The 23,071-nt window shown below is 35.3% G+C and carries 20 protein-coding genes; 8 read left to right on the forward strand and 12 right to left on the reverse strand.

Translation table 11 applies throughout. The features are described from left to right. Positions 1–419: 419 nt before the first annotated feature. The 5 genes from secD to WC644_10785 all read left to right on the forward strand — a co-directional run bounded on the left by secD (position 420) and on the right by WC644_10785 (position 5,696). Positions 420–2,450, forward strand: coding sequence for a protein translocase subunit SecD (secD, locus tag WC644_10765; GenBank protein MFA5012417.1), 2,031 nt, complete (start codon positions 420–422; stop codon positions 2,448–2,450). A 31-nt stretch (positions 2,451–2,481) separates the two neighbouring features. Continuing rightward, positions 2,482–3,405 carry a protein translocase subunit SecF gene (secF, locus tag WC644_10770; protein ID MFA5012418.1) on the forward strand — a complete coding sequence of 308 codons (924 nt, stop codon included), beginning with the start codon at positions 2,482–2,484 and terminating at the stop codon, positions 3,403–3,405. Positions 3,406–3,414: 9 nt separating this feature from the next. Next, complete coding sequence (locus WC644_10775; protein ID MFA5012419.1) at positions 3,415–3,711, forward strand: STAS domain-containing protein; 297 nt, start codon at positions 3,415–3,417, stop codon at positions 3,709–3,711. Between the two features lie 71 nt (positions 3,712–3,782). Further along, positions 3,783–5,057 carry an adenylosuccinate synthase gene (locus WC644_10780; protein ID MFA5012420.1) on the forward strand — a complete coding sequence of 425 codons (1,275 nt, stop codon included), beginning with the start codon at positions 3,783–3,785 and terminating at the stop codon, positions 5,055–5,057. A 174-nt stretch (positions 5,058–5,231) separates the two neighbouring features. After that, positions 5,232–5,696 carry an RNA-binding protein gene (locus WC644_10785; GenBank protein ID MFA5012421.1) on the forward strand — a complete coding sequence of 155 codons (465 nt, stop codon included), beginning with the start codon at positions 5,232–5,234 and terminating at the stop codon, positions 5,694–5,696. A 144-nt stretch (positions 5,697–5,840) separates the two neighbouring features. Here the strand turns inward: WC644_10785 and acs are convergent, their stop codons facing one another. After that, positions 5,841–7,727 carry an acetate--CoA ligase gene (acs, locus tag WC644_10790; protein MFA5012422.1) on the reverse strand — a complete coding sequence of 629 codons (1,887 nt, stop codon included), beginning with the start codon at positions 7,725–7,727 and terminating at the stop codon, positions 5,841–5,843. Positions 7,728–8,514: 787 nt separating this feature from the next. On the opposite strand from acs, the gene WC644_10795 reads away from it, so the two are divergent. Together WC644_10795 and WC644_10800 are read left to right on the forward strand one after the other, a co-directional pair. Continuing rightward, positions 8,515–10,062 carry a metallopeptidase TldD-related protein gene (locus WC644_10795; protein MFA5012423.1) on the forward strand — a complete coding sequence of 516 codons (1,548 nt, stop codon included), beginning with the start codon at positions 8,515–8,517 and terminating at the stop codon, positions 10,060–10,062. Between the two features lie 26 nt (positions 10,063–10,088). Further along, positions 10,089–11,417 (forward strand): TldD/PmbA family protein, encoded by a 1,329-nt coding sequence (locus tag WC644_10800; GenBank protein MFA5012424.1) that lies wholly within the window; start codon positions 10,089–10,091, stop codon positions 11,415–11,417. Positions 11,418–11,714: 297 nt separating this feature from the next. Here the strand turns inward: WC644_10800 and WC644_10805 are convergent, their stop codons facing one another. The 5 genes from WC644_10805 to WC644_10825 form a co-directional block, all read right to left on the reverse strand. Continuing rightward, the gene (locus tag WC644_10805) at positions 11,715–12,395 is read right to left on the reverse strand and encodes a hypothetical protein (protein ID MFA5012425.1); all 681 of its coding nucleotides are present in this window, start codon (positions 12,393–12,395) and stop codon (positions 11,715–11,717) included. Between the two features lie 13 nt (positions 12,396–12,408). After that, positions 12,409–12,717, reverse strand: coding sequence for a hypothetical protein (locus WC644_10810; protein ID MFA5012426.1), 309 nt, complete (start codon positions 12,715–12,717; stop codon positions 12,409–12,411). Positions 12,718–12,729: 12 nt separating this feature from the next. Continuing rightward, positions 12,730–13,428 carry a hypothetical protein gene (locus WC644_10815; GenBank protein MFA5012427.1) on the reverse strand — a complete coding sequence of 233 codons (699 nt, stop codon included), beginning with the start codon at positions 13,426–13,428 and terminating at the stop codon, positions 12,730–12,732. 59 nt (positions 13,429–13,487) lie between these two features. Then, on the reverse strand, positions 13,488–13,814 hold the full coding sequence (locus WC644_10820; GenBank protein ID MFA5012428.1) for a hypothetical protein: 327 nt from the start codon (positions 13,812–13,814) through the stop codon (positions 13,488–13,490). A gap of 132 nt (positions 13,815–13,946) precedes the next feature. After that, on the reverse strand, positions 13,947–15,416 hold the full coding sequence (locus WC644_10825) for a hypothetical protein (protein ID MFA5012429.1): 1,470 nt from the start codon (positions 15,414–15,416) through the stop codon (positions 13,947–13,949). 524 nt (positions 15,417–15,940) lie between these two features. On the opposite strand from WC644_10825, the gene WC644_10830 reads away from it, so the two are divergent. Next, positions 15,941–16,240: a hypothetical protein gene (locus WC644_10830; GenBank protein MFA5012430.1), complete on the forward strand. Its 300-nt coding sequence runs from the start codon at positions 15,941–15,943 to the stop codon at positions 16,238–16,240. A gap of 567 nt (positions 16,241–16,807) precedes the next feature. Here WC644_10830 and WC644_10835 read toward each other — a convergent pair. The 6 genes from WC644_10835 to WC644_10860 form a co-directional block, all read right to left on the reverse strand. Then, positions 16,808–17,242 (reverse strand): protein-export chaperone SecB, encoded by a 435-nt coding sequence (locus WC644_10835; protein MFA5012431.1) that lies wholly within the window; start codon positions 17,240–17,242, stop codon positions 16,808–16,810. 1 nt (position 17,243) lies between these two features. Next, on the reverse strand, positions 17,244–17,621 hold the full coding sequence (locus WC644_10840) for a hypothetical protein (GenBank protein ID MFA5012432.1): 378 nt from the start codon (positions 17,619–17,621) through the stop codon (positions 17,244–17,246). Beyond that, positions 17,596–18,012, reverse strand: a complete 417-nt coding sequence (locus tag WC644_10845) for a hypothetical protein (GenBank protein ID MFA5012433.1) — start codon at positions 18,010–18,012, stop codon at positions 17,596–17,598. Before WC644_10845 ends, WC644_10840 begins: the two co-directional genes overlap by 26 nt. Positions 18,013–18,229: 217 nt before the next feature. Beyond that, positions 18,230–19,021 (reverse strand): DUF5677 domain-containing protein, encoded by a 792-nt coding sequence (locus tag WC644_10850; protein ID MFA5012434.1) that lies wholly within the window; start codon positions 19,019–19,021, stop codon positions 18,230–18,232. 6 nt (positions 19,022–19,027) lie between these two features. Continuing rightward, the gene (locus WC644_10855) at positions 19,028–20,119 is read right to left on the reverse strand and encodes a hypothetical protein (protein ID MFA5012435.1); all 1,092 of its coding nucleotides are present in this window, start codon (positions 20,117–20,119) and stop codon (positions 19,028–19,030) included. Further along, complete coding sequence (locus tag WC644_10860) at positions 20,116–23,019, reverse strand: TaqI-like C-terminal specificity domain-containing protein (GenBank protein ID MFA5012436.1); 2,904 nt, start codon at positions 23,017–23,019, stop codon at positions 20,116–20,118. The genes WC644_10855 and WC644_10860 overlap by 4 nt, the downstream gene beginning before the upstream one ends. Between the last annotated feature and the right edge of the window lie 52 nt (positions 23,020–23,071).

Raw genomic sequence — 23,071 nt, forward strand, 5'->3', positions numbered from 1 at the left:
GTGGAAGGTTTATTACGAAAAGGGGAATTAAAATAAATTAAGATATGTTTTAATTGTAAATGATTTAGATTTTACCTACCACAAAATCACTCCTTATAAATGAGGTAGATGAGGAGGGCTGACGGGGAAACAGCTCTCCTATTTTTTTGCCCATTTCTAAGTGTCATCTCGACATATTATTTGTTACACTTATGTTTTTATATTATTAGTTCCTGACAAATCTTAATATTACTTTTAAAAGCAGAAAATTCAAACTTTGGAGACAAACATAATACACGAAAATCACTTCAAATATGATGAATTTCGCATAAATAGATGATAGTTTGCATTGACTTTCGGCATAAATAAAATTATTTTGTTGTTTGCTCATTTTTAGCATATTTTTAATAATATAAAGGAATTTAAGCCGGAGATATATTTTGAAGAAGAATTTATTTAGAATTATTCTTACAGTTGTTTTTGTTGCCGCAGCCTTGATGTACATATATCCTACTTATGTGGATTACCAGATAAACAAAGAACTTGCAGGTTTAACTGGACAGGATAGTCTGGATTATGTGACAAAGAATGCCGATAAAATTAAAAGCGCCAGAGATGGAAGATTGAAATTAGGACTTGACCTAAAAGGCGGTATGTACGTCGTAATGGACGTTGACGTTATTAAATTACTCGAGGATGTTTCCAAGAAAAAAGATGATCCAACCTTAAAACAGATTCTGGAAGATTTAAGAAATATTCCTGAAACTTCTGAAAAACCCATACTCGATGAATTAAAGGAAAGGCTTACTCAAAGGGGTTTGACTCTTAAATCATACTATGGAGAAGTAAGGGAAAGCGAAAGCGACGTTGAAAAGAAACTTTCTACTGAAATTGATAATTCTATCGACAGAGCAGTTGAAATCGTGAGAAACCGTATCGACCAATACGGTGTAGCAGAACCTCAGATACAGAAAATCGGCGGAAAGCGTATTATTGTTGAATTACCGGGTGTTAACAATCCGGGTGATGTAAGAAAACTTCTTCAAGGTACAGCATTACTGCAATTCCAACTTCTTAGAGACCCTGCGACTGCAGTAAAAGTAATGCAGAATATCAACAATATTCTTGTCGGTAAGCAGGTTAATGATTCTCTAAAGACAACTTCAGCAAATGACTCATTAAAGAAAATTGAGACTCTTGCATCGACTGATACCTCTAAGAAAGAAACAGCAGGAAAGAATGAGGTAAAGAAGGATACGACAAAGAAGAATGTTAAAGATACAACCAAGAAAGATGTTGCCAAGAAGGATTCGGAAAAGAAAGACACTTCCAGGAAGAAAGATACGTCTAATATTATGGACGATACGAGCGATATGAGCGATACATCCGCTGCTAATCTTACGGAAGAGGAATTCATGTTAAAGTATCCTTTCTTTTATCTCGTAAGATTAAACGAACAAAGCGGAACAGCAGATGGTTTTGTGAGAGAACAGGATAAAGAAAAAGTTGACCTTATTTTAAAGAGAGAAGATGTAAAAGCAGTAATTCCTTCGGACGTTATGTTTGCATGGTCTCAGAAATCTTTTGAAGCAGGCGGCGAAAACATTTACACTTTGTATTGCCTTAAGAAAGAAGCCGAACTAACCGGCTCAGTCATTGAAGACGCAAGGTCAAACATTGACCCTCAAACCAATACACCCATAGTATCGATGTCAATGAGCACTGAAGGCGCGGCAGACTGGGCAAGAATAACAGGTGCTAACATAAACAAAAGATGCGCTATCGTTCTCGACGGTGTTGTTTACTCTGCACCCGTAATCAGGTCTAAGATTACAGGCGGAAACTCACAGATTGAAGGCATGGGAAGTGTTCAGGAAGCTAAACTTCTTGAAATCGTTCTTAAAGCAGGTGCCCTTCCTGCACCTTTGAAAATCGCTGAAGAAAGGACAATAGGACCATCACTCGGTGAAGACTCAATTAAAAGTGGAATTTACTCCTCACTAATCGCACTCGCATTAGTAGCAATATTTATGGTTGTTTATTATAATACCGGCGGTGGAATTGCTGATATTGCATTAGTAATTAACGTACTTTTTGTCGTTGGAATTATGGCATCGTTTAAAGCGACCCTTACGTTACCGGGTATTGCCGGATTAATCTTGTCTCTCGGTATGGCTGTTGATACAAACGTTCTTATTTTTGAACGTATAAGGGAAGAATTAGCTTCCGGTAAACCGTTAAGGACTTCTATTGAAATTGGTTACAGAAAAGCTTTCTCCGCTATTCTTGATTCACACGTAACGAGTATTATAACCGGTATTGTCCTTTACCAGTTCGGTACAGGTCCTATTCAGGGATTTGCTCTAACATTGCTATTCGGTCTTGGCGCGAACCTATTCACAGGATTGGTTATAACACATTTTATTTTTGATGTTATTGTAGAAAAAGGAAGAAGCGTTAGTGTTGGTTAATATTAATTAGAATTTAAAACTTTTATTATAAATGAAACTTTTTAACGAAACCCATATAGATTTTCTCAACAAGAGAAAGAGTTACTATTTGTTATCCATTACATTAGCTGTTATTGGCATGGCAGCATTATTTTATAAAGGAATTCCTCTTGGAATCGACTTTCAGGGAGGTACGGAAATGCAGATTAGATTTGAGGTAAAAATTGATGTAGGTGATTTGAGATCTGCCATGGATAAATCAGGTTTTGCGGGCATGGAAATTAAATCTATGGGCTCTGAATCTGATTATCTCCTGAGAACTCCGCTGCAGGGAGAGGGACAAACTGTCTCCGATAAGATTCAATCGGGTATAAATGAAAATCTCCCGAATATGAAATATGAAGTATTAAGAACAGATAAGGTAGGTCCTAAAATTGGTAAAGAACTCAGAACAAACGCAATATACGCGATTGTGTTTTCGTTACTCGGTATTTTGATTTATCTTGCATTACGGTTTCAGTTAGTATATGCTGTCGCTGCCGTAGTTGCTGTTTTTCATGACGTAATTATTACGGTTTCGATCGTTGCAATCTTTAATATCCTATTTCCCGGACTCCAGCTCGAATTTAATCAGACTATGCTCGCTGCATTCCTGACCTTGATTGGTTTCTCGGTAAACGATACTGTTGTTATTTTCGACAGAATTCGTGAAAATATTAAGTTATTTAAAAACGATGATATCGTAAAAGTTATGAACAAATCTGTTAATACTACTTTAAGCAGAACGATTATAACATCAGGAACTGTTTTAATTACAGTACTCGTATTGTTATTCTTCGGCGGAGAAGTATTAAGAGGGTTTGCATTCACGTTTACCGCAGGAATTTTAACCGGTACTTATTCTACTGTTTTTATTGCAAGTGCAATTGCAGTTGATTGGCAGCATAAATTTGTGAGTAAAACAAAATCGAGATAAAAACAACATATGTTAATAAACGAACAAAATTATAAGGTCTTTCCAATAGACGATGATTCAGTCGGACTGGCAAAAAGTCAGGATTTTAAACTTATTATAGAGAAAGAGTTAAAGTCAGGAAATATTTTATTAGCTTTCGATTTTAGTAAATTAAATTCAATTAACAGCGCAGGTTTAGGCGTTTTGATAGGTATTCTCAGGAAAGTCAAAGAAGCAAAGGGAAGCTTGAAGCTCCTCAATTTGAACGACAGAGTATTGAATATCTTTAAAATTACTAAACTTGATACACTGTTTGATATCAATTAATAAACATTAGTAAATTTTTTCAATGCCATCCTGATACTTCGGGATGGCATTTCAATTTTCACAAATCTACAATGAATAATAAAATTCACGTTTTAGTCGGTCTTCAGTGGGGTGATGAGGGTAAGGGCAAAGTTGTCGATTTGCTCAGCAAAGATTTTGATGTTGTTGCAAGGTATCAGGGCGGTGCAAACGCAGGACACACGATTATAATCGACGGTAAAAAAACCGTATTGCATTTAATTCCATCGGGTATATTCACTGATAATATTGTATGCGTAATCGGAAACGGCACTGTTATTGACCCGGATGCACTTATTAAAGAGATTGATTTACTGACAATAGACGGAATTGACCTTAAGAACAGGCTGTTTATAAGCAAAGACGCTCATATAATACTTCCTTATCACAAGATTATTGACGCTATTAACGAAAGCAAAACAGACAAGATAGGCACTACCAAAAAAGGCATAGGACCAACGTACTTCGATAAATATGCAAGACGCGGTATAAAGTTTTCTGATTTTGATAATCCGTTAATATTGAAAGAAAAGATAGATAAGAACTTAAAATACCTTATCTCCATATTTCCTGAATCAAACGAATTGAAACAGTTAAGCTCCGGGACCATTTATGAAGAACTGAATTCACAGTATAAGAAGATAAAAGAATATTTTGTACAGACACAGTATTTGATGAATCAATACATAGCAGAAGGGAAAAATGTACTCCTCGAAGGTGCGCAGGGAGCCCTTCTTGACGTGGATTTCGGAACATACCCTTTCATAACATCATCCAGCCCGACAAGCGGAGGGGCATGTACGGGTACGGGAATACCTCCTACGAAAGTAAACGGTGTCATTGGAATTGTGAAAGCTTATACAACAAGAGTCGGCGAAGGTCCGTTTCCTACAGAGTTATTCGATGAAACAGGAAAGAAGATATCAGAAATTGGCGCGGAATTTGGTGCAACGACAGGAAGACCGCGAAGATGCGGATGGCTTGACCTTGTAGCCCTTAAATACGCCGTAATAATAAACGGTGTTACCGAAATTGCACTCACAAAATCAGATGTGCTCGATTCATTCAAAGAAATTAATCTATGTACGCATTATGAAATTGACGGCAGGAAGGTTGATTACTTCCCTTCAAATCCTGATGTACTTGCTAAAGTAAAACCTGTGTATAAATCATTCAAGGGATGGAATGAATCGCTGAAAGATAAGAAATCGTTCGGTGAATTACCGGAAAATTACAGGAACTATGTATCTTATATAGAAGAATATATAGGTGTCAGCATCAAATACATCTCGACAGGACCGTCAAGAAATGAGATAATTACAAAATAAATATTTTGCAGTCCGGAAAGTTTTTTGTTGATATTAATAAATAAATTCTTTAATTTAACCTGATTGCAAATTCAGCACTACCTTAATTTGAGTAAATCATTAATCAAACTATAACTAATAACTAAAAGCAGTTATCTAAAATTGCATTGTCCACCCGGACAGGAGAAGAAAGACATGAAAATATACGTGGGAAACATCTCAAGAGAATCCTCAGAGGAAGAAGTAAAAGAACTTTTTACTAAGTACGGAGCGGTTGAAAACTTTAAGCTAATCAGGGATATAAATACAGGAATGCTTAAAGGTTACGGATTCGTTGACATGACAAATGATGAAGAAGGAAAGAAAGCAATTGAAGAGTTAAACGGCTATGAGTTTAAAGAGAGACCTTTAACAGTTAGCCTTGCAAACCCAAATACAGCGGATAAGAAGAAGAAACCATTCGTTAAAAACAAGAGCGGAAAATTTCATACGAAAAGCCCGGGCGGATTTAATAAAAGCAACGGTTTTAAGAACGGATATAGTTACGGAAGAAAACCATACGATAAAGGACCGAAGAAACCTAGACCAAACGGCGATAACGTAAACGGTAACCGTGAAGGCGGCAATGAAATCAGCGGATTTTATTACGACAATTACTGATTAGTTGCTTGTTATTAGTTTATTACTGTTCACTGATTACAGTTTACAGTATAAGTTTACTGTTTACATTTCCTGTACGCTGAACGCTGACCGCTGTACGCTATTTCTATCCGCTGTACGCTATTCCTATCCGCTATTTCTAAATCATTCTTCCAGCGTCGAAATATTCCCCGGGTTCTGCCCGAGTGCTTTAGCTTTCAGAAGCCTTCGCATTATCTTCCCGCTTCTTGTCTTCGGGAGTGAATCAACGAACTCTACATTCTCGGGTTTAGCAATCGGACCGACTTCATGACCGACATGTTTAATCAGTTCTTCCCTCAATGCCTCCGATTTTTCAACACCTGCTTTAAGTATAACGTAAGTATAAATCGCATTACCTTTTATTTCATGCGGAAGTCCAATAGCAGCCGCTTCAGCTACATCATGATGACTCACGAGAGCACTCTCAATTTCAGCCGTTCCGAGTCTGTAACCCGAAACTTTAAGAACGTCGTCTGTTCTGCCGATAATCCAGTAATACCCGTCGCTGTCGCGTCTTGCTGAGTCGCCCGTTAAGTACATCCCCTCGTATTTGCTCCAGTACTTCTGTATATAAGCATCAGGATCATTATAAATTGTTCTCATCATAGAAGGCCATGGAGTTTTAGCAACAAGATATCCTTCTTCATTATCATCCGCGGGGTTACCGTCTTCGTCGAGTACGTCCATCTTAACCCCGAAGAAAGGTCTCGTTCCGGAACCCGGCTTTAAAGCCACAACAGGAGTCGGAGTTATCATAAAAGCGCCGGTTTCTGTCTGCCACCATGTATCCATAATCGGGCATCTTCCTTTTCCGATTACATTGTAATACCATTTCCATGCTTCAGGATTAATCGGCTCCCCTACCGACCCGAGCAGTCTTAAAGAACTTAGATCATGCCTGTTAGGCCATGCATTGCCGAACCGCATAAGTCCTCTGATTGCAGTCGGTGCAGTATAAAGAATCGTAATGCCGTACCTCTCAATTAACTGCCACCACCTGTTCGGGAAAGGATAATTCGGAGCGCCTTCATAAAGTAATTGTGTTGCACCATTCAGCAAAGGACCATAAACAATGTAACTGTGCCCCGTAACCCAGCCAGGGTCGGCAGCACACCAGTACCTGTCGTCGTCCCGGATGTCAAACACATACTTGAAAGTCGTGTAAGTACCCGTCATGTAACCTCCGTGCGTATGCAGGATAGCTTTCGGTTTGCCCGTCGTTCCCGAAGTATAAAGCAGAAACAAAGGATGCTCTGCGTCAACCTTTTCAACTTCATTCTTTGAATTAATAATAGGAAGAGTGACAAGCTCATGATACCAGATATCCCTTCCGTACTCCATGTTTATCGGCTCGCCCGTGCGTTTAATAACAAGAACACTTTCAACGCTTGCGGCTCTTTGCAGTGCCTCATCGGCAATCGCCTTCAGGGGAATTATCTTTCCTCTTTGAAAAGCACCGTCCGCAGTAATTAAGACTTTTGAATGACTGTCCTCAAGCCTTTCATGCAGCGACTCAACAGAAAATCCGCCGTACACAACCGAATGCACAGCACCAATCCTCGCGCATGCAAGCATACCTATAACAAGTTCGGGAATCCTTCCGAGATAAAGCGTTACCCTGTCGCCTTTAGTCACGCCGAGACTTCTCAGCACATTAGCAAATTTAGAAACCTCGCGGTGAAGAGCAAAATAAGAAAACGACCTGCTTTCGCCCTTCTCCCCTTCCCACATAAGAGCAACTTTATTCTTTCGGTGAGTATTCAGATGAACGTCAAGACAGTTGTATGCAATGTTTGTCTTTGCGCCCGTGAACCATTTATAGAAAGGTTTGGAAGAATCATCGAGAACTTTATCCCACTTAGAAAACCACTTAAGTTCTTTTGCTTCTTTTTCCCAGAATCCCTCAAGGTCTTCGCTTGCAAAGCTGTTTAATTTATCCCAGTCCTTCACCCTCGATTTTCTAAGAATCTCTTTAGAAGGATAAAATACATCACCCGATAATTCTTTCATGATATTATATTTAAAGTTTACAATTAATTAAAGATAAGGATATTACTTTTTTCAGATTATTTTATCCACAGAAAAATGCAATATTATTTGGGGAAAAAGAGATTGCGAAATCGCCATATATTTCACCACCAAAACACCAAAAGAGCAAGCGGAAATGATTTTCACCACTGAGAACACTGCGTAGCCTTTGGACATAATAAAATAGAGAAAAACAAATGATAGAGATTTTAACGCAAGGGTCGCAGAGAAGAGTTAATCTATTTGTGTTTCATCAATAATATTCTACTCATTTCTGTCATCCCGTGATGTTCTTACACGGGATCTTATCACCTTTTTTCTCTGTACCCTCTGTGTACTAATTGTTGAGAAATTTCATGTTCTTTGGATTAAATCCATCTCTTCTAAGTGGTCTCGGTGAACTAAGTATTGAATATTTTGCTCTCCTTTGCGCCCCCTTGTTCTTCTCTGCGGTGAAAAAGCTTTTGCTCTTAGCAATAAATAAATCTTTTATTTGTGGCTTTCCTGTTTTAGTGGTGTGAAAAGCTTTTGCTCTTAGCTATAAATAAATCTTTTATTTGTGGATTTCGTGCTTTAGTGGTGAAAATGCTTTTGCTCTTTTGGAGCTTTGGTGCTTTGGTTTTAAATCTCTCTTGCTCTGTTTTAACTATCAACTAAATTCATTTGGAACATTTCAATATTTCTTACGAATAATAAGGAGATATTTATAAATAATTTGTAATTTTGTATAAATCCTTAAATAATAAACTGCTAAATTAAATATCAGACAATGACAAATCACATTGACCGCAGAAATTTCCTGAAGAAATCCGCTATTGGACTCACGGGAGCGCTTATTCTCCCCGCATTCCTGAACCTTCAGGCAAAAGACGCATACAAAACCATTAAGAACGTGAACTCCATCAAAGAGTATTACGACAGGTTTGGCGTCACGGAAGAAATGCTCGCAAAGATAATGAACACAGCCCTCTCGAGGGGCGGCGATTACTGCGACCTTTTCTTCCAGCATAAAATAAGCAATTACGTTATACTTGAGGACAATAAAGTTAACCGGGCATATTCTAACGTTGATTTCGGCGTTGGGATAAGGGTGTTGAAGGGCGACCAAACGGGCTACTCTTTCGCGGAGGAAATCACGCTCGATACGATGCTCGAAGCGGCAAAGACTGCATCGAACATCGCAAATGCAGGAAAGTTTATAACTCCCGTAAAAATAACGGAGAAGAAATTAAAGAACATCTACCCAATCGAAATGCCGTGGGAGAATATATCCATCACGGATAAAATGCCGCTGATGACCGAGTTGAACGAAAAGATATTCGGGCTCGACAGCAAAATTATTAAAGCAGTAATAAGCTGTTCAGACGACTCGAACTACATACTCGCCGTAAACTCAGAAGGCACGGCAGTCTGCGACTTCCAGCCAATCGGCAGGATTGCGGTAAACTGCACTGCTGAAACGGGCGGCAGGAAAGAAACTAACTATGCCGACGTAGCAGGAAGAAAAGGATTCGAACTTTTCTCAAAGAAGAACATTGATATGATAGCCAAACAAGCAGTAGATAAGACTATGATATTATTCGACGCAGAAAAGCCTGAAGCGGGCGAAATGGAAGTTGTACTCGCAGCGGGTGAATCGGGAATACTCCTTCACGAAGCAATCGGACACGGAATGGAAGCAGACTTCAACAGGAAGAACGAATCAATATATTCCGACATGATAAACAAGCCGGTCGCAGAGAAATTCGTTAACATAATAGACGATGCGCTATATCCCGACCTGCAGGGTTCAATCAATACAGACGACGAATGCGGCGACGCACAGAAGACTTACCTCGTTGAAAACGGAATCCTCACGAGTTACATGCATGATAAAATCAGTTCCAAATATTACAACCTCAGCCCGACGGGCAACGGCAGAAGACAGTCATTCAGACACGTTCCTCTTCCGAGAATGAGAAACACATACATGACAAACGGACCGCACACAAAAGATGAAATCATACAAAGCGTTAAAAAAGGAATCTTATGCGAGACGTTCACAAACGGACAGGTTAACATCGGTCCCGGCGACTTCACTTTTTACGTAAAGAACGGATACCTGATTGAAGACGGCAAAATCACGAAACCCATTAAGGATATAAACATAATCGGCAACGGACCGAAGATGCTTAAAGATATAACTATGGCTGCTAATGACTTCAAGATGGCACAGGGCGGATGGACATGCGGAAAGAACGGACAGAGCGTACCCGTATCAATGGGACTGCCCACTGTGAAAGTATCTAAACTTACGGTAGGCGGCAAAAGCAAATAATTTAAAAATAAATTAATCATAAGAGTATGAGTAACACAAACTTAGAAAACGTAGCGGAATGGGCTGTCGAATACGCTCTTAAATCAGGCGCATCGGAAGTAACCGCCGCAGTGAACGAAAACAAAAGTCTTGAAATTGTACTTCTAAATGACGGCATTGAAAAGCTTCAGGAATCAAACGAGAAATCGCTTACGATTGAACTGTACTGCAATAACAGGTATTCATCGCACAACACAAACGACCTCCGCACTGATTCGCTCAAGAAGTTCATTGAAGAAGCCGTTAAGATGACAAACTATCTTGCAAAAGACGAAGCGAGGGCTCTTCCCGATAAAAAGTACTTTCCCGATCAAAGCACTTTAAGCATGAACCTTGACCTCAGCGACTCATCGTTCAGCTCGGTTGATTTTGGCAAGAAGATAGGCATTCTTCAAAACATGTACGAAAGCATCAGAGGAAAATCCGATAAAATCATAAACGTAACAACTTACTACTACGATTCAATCTCAAAAGGAAAGCTTGTGCACAGCAACGGATTCAGCGGCGACAATGATGAAACGGCTTACTCCGTATATGCAAGCGTATCGGCAAACGACCCGAACGGGGGAAAACCTTCAGGGGGAGACGGATGCACGGTCAGATATTTGAATGATTTAAAGAACCCTGCGGAAATAGCAGGGACGGCACTTGAAAGAGCGCTCGGTAAAATCGGACAGAAGAAAATAGATTCGGGCGTTTATAAAATGCTCGTCGAAAACCGTTCGGGCTGGAACCCCATGGGGAAAATACTTCAAGCACTCGGCGGCAGAACTTTGCAGCAGAAGAATTCATACCTTGAAGGAATGCTCGGGAAAAAGATTGCCCACGAAAAATTAACGATTACAGACGACCCATTCATAAAGAAAGGGCTCTCCTCGCGTCTCTTCGATTCGGAAGGACTCGCATCAAAGAGAAGGGATATAGTCGCAAACGGAATCCTGAACAGTTATTTCATAAATAACTACTACGGCAAAAAACTTAACATGGAGCCGTCTTCGGGAAGCTCATCAAACCTCGTTTACGGACTTGGCAGCAAATCACTGAAAGAGCTTCTTCAAATGATTGACAAGGGAATACTCGTAACGGACTTCATCGGCGGCAACTTTAACTCAACGACAGGAGATTATTCGAACGGCATATCGGGCTTTTACGTAGAAAACGGAGAAATAAAATTCCCTGTAAACGAAATGAACATATCGGGCAACGCAAAAGACCTCTGGGCAAACCTCGCAGAAGTCGGCAATGACCCGTACATATATTCATCGAATCAAACTCCAAGCTTTTTGTTTGAGAAGATTGATTTCAGCGGTAAATAGTTTTTAGACCCCACCGCAAGGATGCAGTTAAAGAAGGAAGAAACTTGTGGGAAATAACAAGAACAAATGATTTTCACCACTGAAACACGGAGGACATAAAGAAGAAAATAAGATAGAAAAGACAAATAATAGAGATTTTAACCGCAGGGAGCGCAGAGGACGCGGAGAAAAATAATTTATCTTGATAAGATTCCCGCTAAGAACACGCGGGAATGACATAAGGGAATTTGTAAAATAAGCCTGATTTGGATGAAAATCAGGCTTATTTATTTTGGTGATGTTATATTATTACAGGGATTATGCAAATGTGAAAGTGGACGAAAATCCTATAACATTTTGATTTTTGTCGTAAGCTGCGAAAATGTAGAACATCTTTCTTTCGGAATACACATCTATAATTTCTGTATTTTCTTCTCTTATTTTAAACTCCATTTTTGTCTTTTGGTCAGTTTCAAAATCCACTTTATCCGATTCAAAAGATAAAATATCATATTCAGGAAAGTTCATATCGATCGGGTCAGTCAAAAACATAAGAGCGATAAGCTGAACGGATGATATATTTTCCAGACCGAATCGGGAGTAAGCAATCCTGCACTCAGCAGTTAACAAATAATCTTTCTGCATAATGTTTGGGGATTGCACATTTAAATTCGGAATAAAAGGACACATGTGAAATGTATAGTAGATATCGCTGCCTGTAACATGAGGATAGAATTCTTTCACCATTTTGTTATAAGCTTTTAGTTTCTTATCCCCGCCGAACTGATTCCAAATACTTTTCATAGCAGGATGTCTAACGAGTGTACTTCCGAGTTTATTCGCAAGTTTGAATTTGCTTCGTCTTGCGAGCACGGCAGGGTCATTGGATTTCTTCTGTTTCCCCTGTCTTGCGCAGACTATAGTCCTACCGTTGTAATTTCTAAAAACGAAATCACCGCATTTACCGCTTATTTTGCCTGATGAAGATAAAAGTGCCATAATATTTTTTCCTTTAGTTTTTAATTTTGAAAATAATTTCCGTGCTTCCGCACGCGTTGAATAATAAAGCCCGCAGCCTTATTGCAGAGCTGCGGGCAAGGTTTTTACTTAAAACTGATTTATTTCCGAATAAGACGCAGACGCTTTTACATAATGTATCACATAAGGTTCTTTCTATTAAATCATCGAAGCGAATTGCATGGAAAACATCAGACGGCGAATTAATCCTATTATCTGTTTTTTGTTTGGGAGATTGTATCGCGGACGATAGTTCTCCGTGCTTTATATTACTGTTCATATATACTATCTGCGTCTTTTTCATGATTCAATCAGATTAGAGGCTAACGAATGTTTGCGAATAATGCACCGGACTGCCGCTATTATCAGTAGTAATCAAAATAAGGAAAGCCTTCCTTGTTTCATAAGAATTGTACATCTCCTGCACATCTCCATTTATAGCTATTGAGAAGCTTAAAGGATTTGCGAGATTCAGCACAACGTTACTTGACATACCCTGAAAGAAATCATAGACAGGCAGGTTGGTGTCATTCGGATCAGAGACAAACAGTACACAAGCAAGAGAGATAAATTTCTCTACGTTTGTATCAATGTTTTCCTGAGTACCTATCGGGTCAATAGAAACCTCGATAGCTGAATCCGAAAGCGAAATATCCGTCGTGGTGATGCCAAACCCGAAAGCCGGTCCAAGATAGACACCGTCAGTGAGTCCATACTCTGAGACGTAAGGATAATTCTTTTTAATAATCCTGCTAAACGCACTCAAAGTTGTTTTGACACCGAAGACCGCAGTGTTTTTCCATAAGTATTTCAATGCAGCAATTCTGTTTATGGAGGACGCCAGTCTGAGCGCAGTCCTAAACTTATTGCGCCTTGCAATCACTAATGGATCTGTAGCCGGCTTCTGTTTCAGAGGAGCCGAGCACAGAGACGTAACGCCGTTGGTAATTCTGTAAACTAAGTTACCGACCTTACCGCTGGCTCTTCCTGTTAGTTCATTTGTTATATTTGCCATAGTTTTATATTATATTTAATGTTCATAAAATAAATTAATAATTTACCGAAGGATAATTCTCAGTCGGGAGCACGGGGCAAATACTGCGGAATCAATTTATAATAACCCATGGGTATATTTGAAGCCTCATTAGCAATAGAATCCGGATTACACAGTCGAACCTTCATTGAGCCTACATTGAGCCTACATTTAAGAGTCATCGAGCGGCAATCGAAAAACAATCCAAGATTCATTATAAAACCATCGACAAACGATCGACAAAGGCTATTTTCATCGAGAAAATGTAAATAATAAAACAGATTTACGATTATTCTTGCGAATAATAGTATTAAGCTGTCCCTTTTTCCGTTTCTTGATTTCGATATTTTGATTTTCTCGTTTTTCATGTATCCCTTTACCTATAGTCGAAAATTTCAGGTATAGAGATAAAAAGGAAGGATGGAAATTAAGTAAGTGCATGAAAAAACCGAAACTTAAAATATGTTTCGGTTTCAGTTTTGTTTCATAATGTAAATTTTTTATTCCATAATACCTTCTTCACCTGTTAAAAATTTCATATCATCATCGCCTTTAAACAAATCTTCATTCTTCTTCTTTTTAGGTTTATTGGATATATTATGAAGTTCATCTCGATGGTTTAGATATTTTTCCATATCATCTTCATTTACATCTTTTATAAGTATTTTTGAAATGAAATTATTACAATTAATAATAATTTCTCTTGAAGCAGGTTTGAATCGTTGGTCTTCAAGTTTTGACTTTAAAAATTCTGCCAAATCAACAAGAAAATCTTTATTTTTAAATTTTCTGGAAATGTAAGTCTTATTATACAATTTTGTTATTAAATCATTTTGTCTTGGGATATCTTTTATTTGAAATGCAATATTCAGATAATGATTAAAAAACAAAATTTTCCTTTTATCTTTTGTTATTATCACTTTTTTCTTACTAAGCTCGTCCAATTCCTGACTAATTTTATCAATTTTATCTGTTATTTTTGAAGTATCAACAGAAACAGGTAGTATCTCAGGTCCTTTTTTAACCGTTAATTTTAATTTAACAATCTCCTTATAGTTTTCTATTTCCTTTTTTAATTGAGCAACGCACTTCTCTGCTCCTCCTGGAATGATATCGTTATATCCAATCATTCGGTCATATACACGAACTATATGAAGGAAATACTCTAATTTTTCTTCAGGAGTTCGAAAAACACGAAATGAATATTCTGTTATTCTGAGATAATCAAAATCATAATCGGGAAATTTCTCCAAATCACTAGAAAATTTATCAGGATACTTAAGTTTTGCATTCTTTACATCTTTTTCAACCTCTATTCTATTCAGATTTCTTCTAATTATAGGCAAAAGATTTTCTCTCAAATGATCAATAAATGTCTGATATTTATATATTGATTTTTCTGATGAATACTTATCTTCAGGAAAATATTCCGAGAGATTACATCTCTCATATAATTTTTTATACAAATAATTATCAAGAAAAAGAGATATATCGCTAATTAAAATTACATATTTAAGAGTCCAACTATAAGCTGATTTAGCATCATTAAATGTTTTCAGTTTGTGCAGAAAAAGATTTTCATCAAAAATTAGATATTCTTTTGAATGATATATATCATTTGCACTTGAATAATGCGTCAGTTTTAATTCAGTAAAGCGGATTAATTGAAGCATTTCCTTAATAAATTCTTTGAATTTCATGCTCATAAACTTGAAATTTTCTATTTTATCGTCAACATAGTTTGGACTTTCCCAAACGTTATTCAAGAACGGCTGATAATTATTATTTGGTATTCTAATATCTTGTTCCCTCAAATAACTTAAAATATCATCTTCAGATTCATGCTCATAGATTTTATAATATACTGATAAAAGATTATTCAAGTATTCAATTCTACCCTCTATCTCTTCTATTGCCTCAATATTTTTTATAATTTCATTTTTTTCAAATGTAACTTTGAAATTGTTCATTACCTTATATTGTTTGTTTCAGATACTTAAAAATATGAGAAATAAAGTTGAAATCAAACATCCAATTTAAACTTTTTGTTAGATTTTCCGCTTGACTATTAAAATATTTTTATTTCTTAATAATATACTTCAAATAAAACTTTAAAATCACGCTGTATTATTTTTTGTGAATATTTGGAAATAAATTTATGTTGAGGATATTCACGATTAAGAGTACTACAGAAAAAGATAAATGCATCTCTAACATTTTGGGGAAGTTATAAATTGTGAAAGGATAATCTGCTATAAACAGAAGAAATAAAATCAGTAGTCGTGTTTGGAAAAAATATCCATGTCTAAAAGATTTCCGTGCTTATTGAAGAGAAGAAGAAGGCGGAGGCTGGGGGATGAGTTAAAATATTATGAAATTAAGATTTACTGGACAAAACGAATACATTTCTCTAGATTGTTGCATAATGAATAAGTAAATTTAAAATACTAATTGAAAAACCAATTAATATTTTATACAATTTCACGATTTGAATATGAAAAATATTAACATTCTTTTAATCTTATTATTTTTTTCAACAATAACTGTTAGTGCTCAGGGATATTACTTTAATATTGACAAAGAACGATTTTCGGATAGTAATGATGTTTCAGAAAAAGGAGTATGTGATGTGAAAATTACATATGTGTTTGATGGGATCAAAAATAGGATTATTGAAAGAGACGATTTAAATGGGGATTTTAGAACTTCCACAGTTTACGGTTATGATATCGACACAGCAAATAATAAAGAGATTTGGTACTACAAAATTCACCAACAAATGATAGTATTTTAGTATTAATTGATTTTACCGAAATAGAATCTCAAAACATCTTTTTACTTCATGTAAGCAAAAATTCTAATAAATTATGGCAACATGTTTTACATTTTCGAGAATTAACAAAAGAACAGATTGAGGATTTTTTTGATAAATTGTATAAATAGTAGAAGTTAAAAAATATTTACTTTGATTATGTTTTACTTTGGATGGGATGAAGGGTTGATGGAGATATTTCAATTGGAAATCGGGATGCAGGGGAAATAATTAATTAAATAAGAATATATGAATAAGAGTAAGAACAAGAGCGAAATAGCAAATAAGACAGAAACGTTTCTTCTTTAGGTGAGCTGGAGCTGCTGACAATGCGGTCAATGTGTTTTGCAGAAGAGCATGAAATGGATTTTATGATGTTACTGATATCCGGACGTACACAGCGGATAAGTGCGAGAATCTTATGCAAAGGATATTGGAGTTTGAGAGGGAGACGTATTATACGTAGTGGTGTAGGATATAATTTCTTAATTGAATAAAAATAAATAAAACAATATAACTATTACGAAGGATTAAAATGTCTAAAAATTTTTAATCCTGAATAGGTTCTTTATTAGCGAAATATTTTTTAGAATATGAAACAAAATTGAAGAGTGGTAGATTCACACCATTTATCCCAGATTTATTCGTAAGATAATGTAAATGCTCCCTAGCGAAAGGATAAATTATTGCCGGGGCATTAACTTTAATAAACTCATCAAAGAAATCAGGTTTTTCTCCTTCAAGAACAAAATTTCCAACCATTACAATAAAAGCAGTCATAACTAATACATCATTTACTTTTCCATCATACTTTAACTTTAAAGAAACAGAGAATTCAGGTAAATTAATATTATGCTCAATATCTATTCCAAGAAAATTCTTTATAGTAAACTTTTCTAATTTGAAATCATTAACCTTTTCGAAATTAGAATTAACTAATATGACTTCTTTTAAATTTAGTGATGATTTTGGGAATTCTTCCATTTTATGCTGCGTAAGAATATTTATTATTAACTATTGGTATATTAAAACTTATATCATTTTGTGATATAAATTCACAATTATCTATAACCTGCGAATTATTTGAAAATATTTTAATAGGACCATCTAATAATACTTGAGAATCATCGGAAATGAAACAAATTAAACCATCAAAATCATTATCAACAAAACCACTTGTTATAGAAGCCTTCAAATCCTTGAATTTTGCAACATTAAAAACACTTTTGGGAAGAACTTTCAGAAAATGAGTTTCTGACATTTCTTTATATTCATAATAAACCTCTACATTATCAAATAAGTCACCAATTGATTTAATTTTTTCTTCTATGAATTCTCTAACTGGCATATTTATATTTTTCATTTAATATTCCTTTTATTTCTCTTAATAATGATATAGCTTTTAGACAAAACTTCCAATCAATATTCTCATTCTTATAATCAGAACAATTCCGCATTTCCTTTAGTTCAGCGATTTTATCATTAAAATCTGATGCTTTTACTGTATCATATTCCCTTAAATCTCTATAAATAGACTTTATGCTTATAGAATGGATACTCTTATCCCGATAATTGCTTTCATTTCTAATAGAATCATAATCTCTATTTAAAAAACTCTCTAACAAATATGACATTAATTGGTAGCAAGAATAATATGAACAATGAATAACAGCAGGGAAATGAATTTTTTTGTTATACAAATAATTTGCAGCCTTTTCATTATCCTCTGATTTATTATATAATATATCACACATTGTTGATAATAATCAATATACGTGAAAATTGGGCTATTTGACTTATTGAGATTGGAATAAACTTAAAATAATTAACCATTAATAGCAATGAAAACTCAATAAATTTTTATAAAACCTAATTTTCTCCAAATTAATTAGAATTCTAGATATATCTAGATATTCCTTGGATTTTACATTTAAAAGGGTAAATCATCGCGATTGGGAAACAGGGGAAAAATTAAATAAAATAATCATTTACGAAATTAATCATCTTGTCCTTAATATTTTCAAATTTATTGACTAAATCTTCATTATCTAATTTATTAATTGTAAAGGTAACGAATGTTTTTGCACCTACGCTTAATGTTATTGAAATCATCAATAAATCTTTTAAAGAATTCTTAAGAAGATTTCTATCATTATCATATAAATTGTTATAATATCCAGCATATGGTCCACCATGAATATAAGAGCTTAATTTTGAATATTCCGGAATAATTAATGAAAACAGTTCCGCTGATTCTTTTATTTTAGGAATTAATGAACGCCATATTTCTTTATGTTTAAATAATTTTACAATTTTATCTCTTTCACAACTGCTAATGCTTGTACTACCTTTTTCATTCATTTCCATCCATTTATTAATATCATATTCATGATTTTCAATATCTAAGTTCTTTCTTATAAATATTTCTGCTTTGCAATATTCGTAAATTTCTTGATACAATAAATGTTTATTATAATAATTTGCAAATTTCTCTTCATTGAGATAAATAAATAATAATTTTAGATAATGTTCAATTAATGTCCTAATTAATATTTTACAAGAATAGATGTTATCACTTATATAAAGTGAAAATATACCTTTTTTAATTTTGTCAATTCTTTTACATAATGAATTACATACTTGAAAAAGACTATTTTCATCAGTATTTGCATTTTTTATTGTTTCTGAATATAATTGAAATACTTCGGATTCAATTCCTTGAATATTCTGTATTAATGTTTTCTTTGATAAAATCTTTTTCATCGTGTATTATCTTAAATATTTTCTGGCAAGAGAAATAATAAATCCATTAATAAATATAATACCCATTGTAACTTCAGAAATAAAGAGCAATTTTGTCATATAGTTTTGGAAAAATATTTCGTCTACCCCGTAAGAAGTAAATATTAAAAAACTTTTAAACATCATTGCTGGAAAAGATTGATAATTTGAACCACCTGCTAATAAATAGAAAATACTGTAAACAAATATTAACACAAATGAGCTTATTAATAATCTAAAGGGTTTTTCACCGTACCCTATTGTTAAACGCAATAACATTAACCATAAGGATTTAATTTTAGATTTTATATTAAAAAATGTTATTTTTCCTCTTTCCATATTACCTAATGCCCCAACCAAAGTCTGATTGCTGTAAAAAGTATGGACCTTCGGTCTCATACTTATCATATAAGTAATACTAGGAAAACTCTCGCATATCCAAAATAACTTTTCTGTAAAATAATTTTCGTAAAATACAAATTTACTTCTTTCTGAGTGCAAACCAGAGGTCATTGACAGTGAAGTACCTAATTTAGATAACTTAATAAGAAATGAGTAAACAATAGCTTTGTCGGAATGTGACTTTCTTATATTATCTTCTTCAGAAATTATTCTCTTTTCAATCACTTTTGAGTCTTTATAGTAATCGTTTAAAACAGATAAGCATTGTACGGTTGCTTCGTGAATATCATTATTTAATTTTAAGATATAACACAGGTCAAATATATACTCTACCCATGAAATATATTTTATTGCTTGACTATGGTTTAACAATGAAAAAGGAATTCTCATTGTATTATAAATAACATAAGCATGGAAAATCTTATGTTCGTTAAGGAAGAAATGTGTCGTAAATCCAATGTTCATTAAAATATCTGCGATAAGTTTTTTATCTTCTTCAGTATACAAATAATCTTTTGAATCTTTAAATTTCTTCATGCAAAAATGGTCTAAAATATAAGCAAATGCTTTTACTTCATTAATGTCATAGTTGGGTAAACGTATTTCTAACAATTTCTTAATATCATTTTCACATATTTCTTCATCATTTATAGCTTTTTTATATAATTCAATAATCATTGTCTTCCCTCCACTATTTTGATTTCTTCGGGAGTGAGGTCATAAAGTTTATAGACTTCGGAGTCGATGGCGTTGTCGAGGTCGGCGCATTTATTTTCGTAGTATGTTTTGTCTTTGTCTGTTTTTGCTGATTGGAGGAGTTTTTTTGATTCGAGCATTTGTTCGACGAGTTGTATTATATAAGTATGGTGCTTGGTATCGTTCATATTCTCAAAATCTATTTTTATAATTGGTAATTTAGATAAATATTCTTTAGAAAGATTTACAGTAAGCTTGGACTCATTTGTAAAATTAATTCGATAATACCAACTAAAGAGTTTTGAATTTATTAAACCTAATATGAACTTTACATTATATTGAACAGTGTCATTAAGTATAATATTATTTATAGATTCTTTATTATAGAACTTATTATTATCATAAGTGGCATTTAAAGGTCTCATACCACCTGTTATTCTTTGAATCATAATTTTCTCAGAAACCTCAAACACTTCGGGTGTTCTTGCTCTATGTAATAATTTTTTATCATATAATAAATATCTTATTCTTTTTGGGGCCATATATCTTCCTATGTCCCTCCCTTCAATAAAAGGCTTCAAATCTTGAGCATATTCATCAAAAACAACATCTTCAATATTATTTGAAATGACAACACCAAATATCATTTCTTTACATAAGTCACCTAATAATATAGAAATTGAATTAATTTTATTAGTAAGAGTTGAATCAAACGTATTTGAAAAGATATTTATAATATTATTATTTTCAATAAACTGATTTTGATTAATAATAATTGCGTCCCCTGATATACCATTTTTAATGAGGACTTCGTTGGTTTTTGTTTTAGTTGATAATGTTATAATAATAGTTGACATTGTAACCCCTTTAAAAACTCCTGTATCTAAATCTATTATTTCCTTTATTGAATTATTTTTTAGTATGTATTCACGAATGTACTTATAAGAGGTTACTCTTAACAACGTATTAGGAATTATATATGAAACAAATCCCATCTTCTTTAATAATTTGCAAGCTTTTTCAAGAAACATAGCAAATAAATTAACCTTACCTTTAGCTGAAATTAGTACATTTAAAAAATAATCTTTTTCTAAAATAGATATATCTGTACCACCACCAAATACCCATGGTGGATTCCCCACAATGGCATCAAAGCCGTTATTCTCTGGTTTCCCGCTTTCGCGGGAATGACAAAAAACCTGCGGGAATCTTTTTTCAAAGTCCATTGGATTAAGTTTGCGTTCTTCTTCGGGTGTAATTTTGCGCTTGCGATCGAAGAGTCCGTCTGTTGATTCTTCGTAGATTATATCCGTGCCAATTAATGAGTTTCCGCAGACAATATTTTTTGAAAGGTCGGGTAGGATTTTTTCGTGGAAGAGCACCTGCATTTCGTTTGCGTTTGCGAGTGTTTCGTCTTCGAGCATTTTGAGTGCGAGCGAAAGCTGCGTCACTTCTACTGCCTGATTGTCAATGTCAACGCCGTATATGTTATTGAGGAGAATGTTTTGTTTTTGCTTTATGCTGAGTATCCATTGTCCGTCCTTGTTTATGCATCCATCTTTCTTTGCTTCTTCGGAGTGCGACTGGTAGTATTCGGAGTGGTACTTTAAGAGTGTTTCGAATACGCCGATTAGGAATGAGCCGCTTCCGCAGGCGATGTCTGCAAATCGGAGTTTGGAGATTTGAGCGGGGGTTTTGCCGACTATGATCTTTCCGACTGTGTTTTCGACTATGTAGTCAACGATGTATTTTGGAGTGTAATAGACTCCACCTGCTTTGCGGACTTCGGGCTTTTCTTCTACTTTGACGCGCTGTGCTGTTGCGTTTACTACTTTGCCGAGAAAACGCTCGTAGATTGAGCCGAGTATGTGTACGGGGATTGCGTTGAAGTCGTAGGGCGAATTGAGGTATGACATTTCATCGCAAATCTTTTTGAATGTGCTTTGTTCGGGTCCCTGAAAGTTCTGCTCGTCAATGAAATGTTTTTTGAAAACAATGCCGTTGTACTTTGCGTCGAGCTTGCGGCAGACGGAAATAAATTCAGTCCATGCGTTTCCCTTTCTACCGAATTCGCTGATGTAGTATTCGGGCTCGATTAGTTTATCTTCGAGGAAGCGGATGAATACAATTCTATCAATCGTGCGCTGAGTTGCTTCGGTGAGTTCTTCGCTTGATAGTCTGGAGTCGTTTTTTTTGAATGCCTTTGCGAGTGTCTCGCGGACATCGTCTATATATTCAAGGAAGTCGTCGTCAATTGCCTGAATGGTGCTTTTGAAAGCGGTCTTTCCTCTTGCCTTACCTTTCGGGAAGCTTTCGGAATATTTTTCAAGAGAATTTTTAGCAACATCATCGCGCGAAAAGAGATAATAGATTTCTTTAAACTTTTCGTGGTCAGAATAGTCGTTGTAGCTGTATCTTTTATGGTTCGGGTTTTCGAGAACGGTGTTTAGTTTTGGTTTATACCTGCAATCGAGAATATGAAACTCTTCAAAGTCTGTGAGGACTGCAACGGGTGTGTTTGCATTCCAGCCGTAGCGGATTGTCTGGAAATAGTCGTCAGCATTCTTCAGCGACCTGCTCGGTTTTTTGGCTTCTGCAAAAAACTTCGGCTGACGGAATTCGGGTGCGATATAGAATGCATAGTCTGCACGTTTCTGTGCTTTGCCAACGCTTACGCCTTTTTCAACTTTGACTTCCTGTTCGTAAGGATTCTTTTGGGTGCGGTGGTAAACATCCCATCCGAGCGCTTCAAAGAATTTATCGATGTAATCGCGGCGGACTTCTGCTTCCTGATATTGCGGAGAGAGGTATCGGGATTCGTTTTCTTTAAAATCTTTTACGAGTTCGCAGACTGTTTTAAAAGCGTTTTCTAAGTTTGGCATTGCGAAGTTTTATTTTTGTAAAATAGTAAAATATTTTTATATAAGTTATGAA

The sequence above is a fragment of the Ignavibacteria bacterium genome, from assembly GCA_041649015.1.
Classification (GTDB): domain Bacteria; phylum Bacteroidota; class Ignavibacteria; order Tepidaquicellales; family Tepidaquicellaceae; genus CAIKZJ01.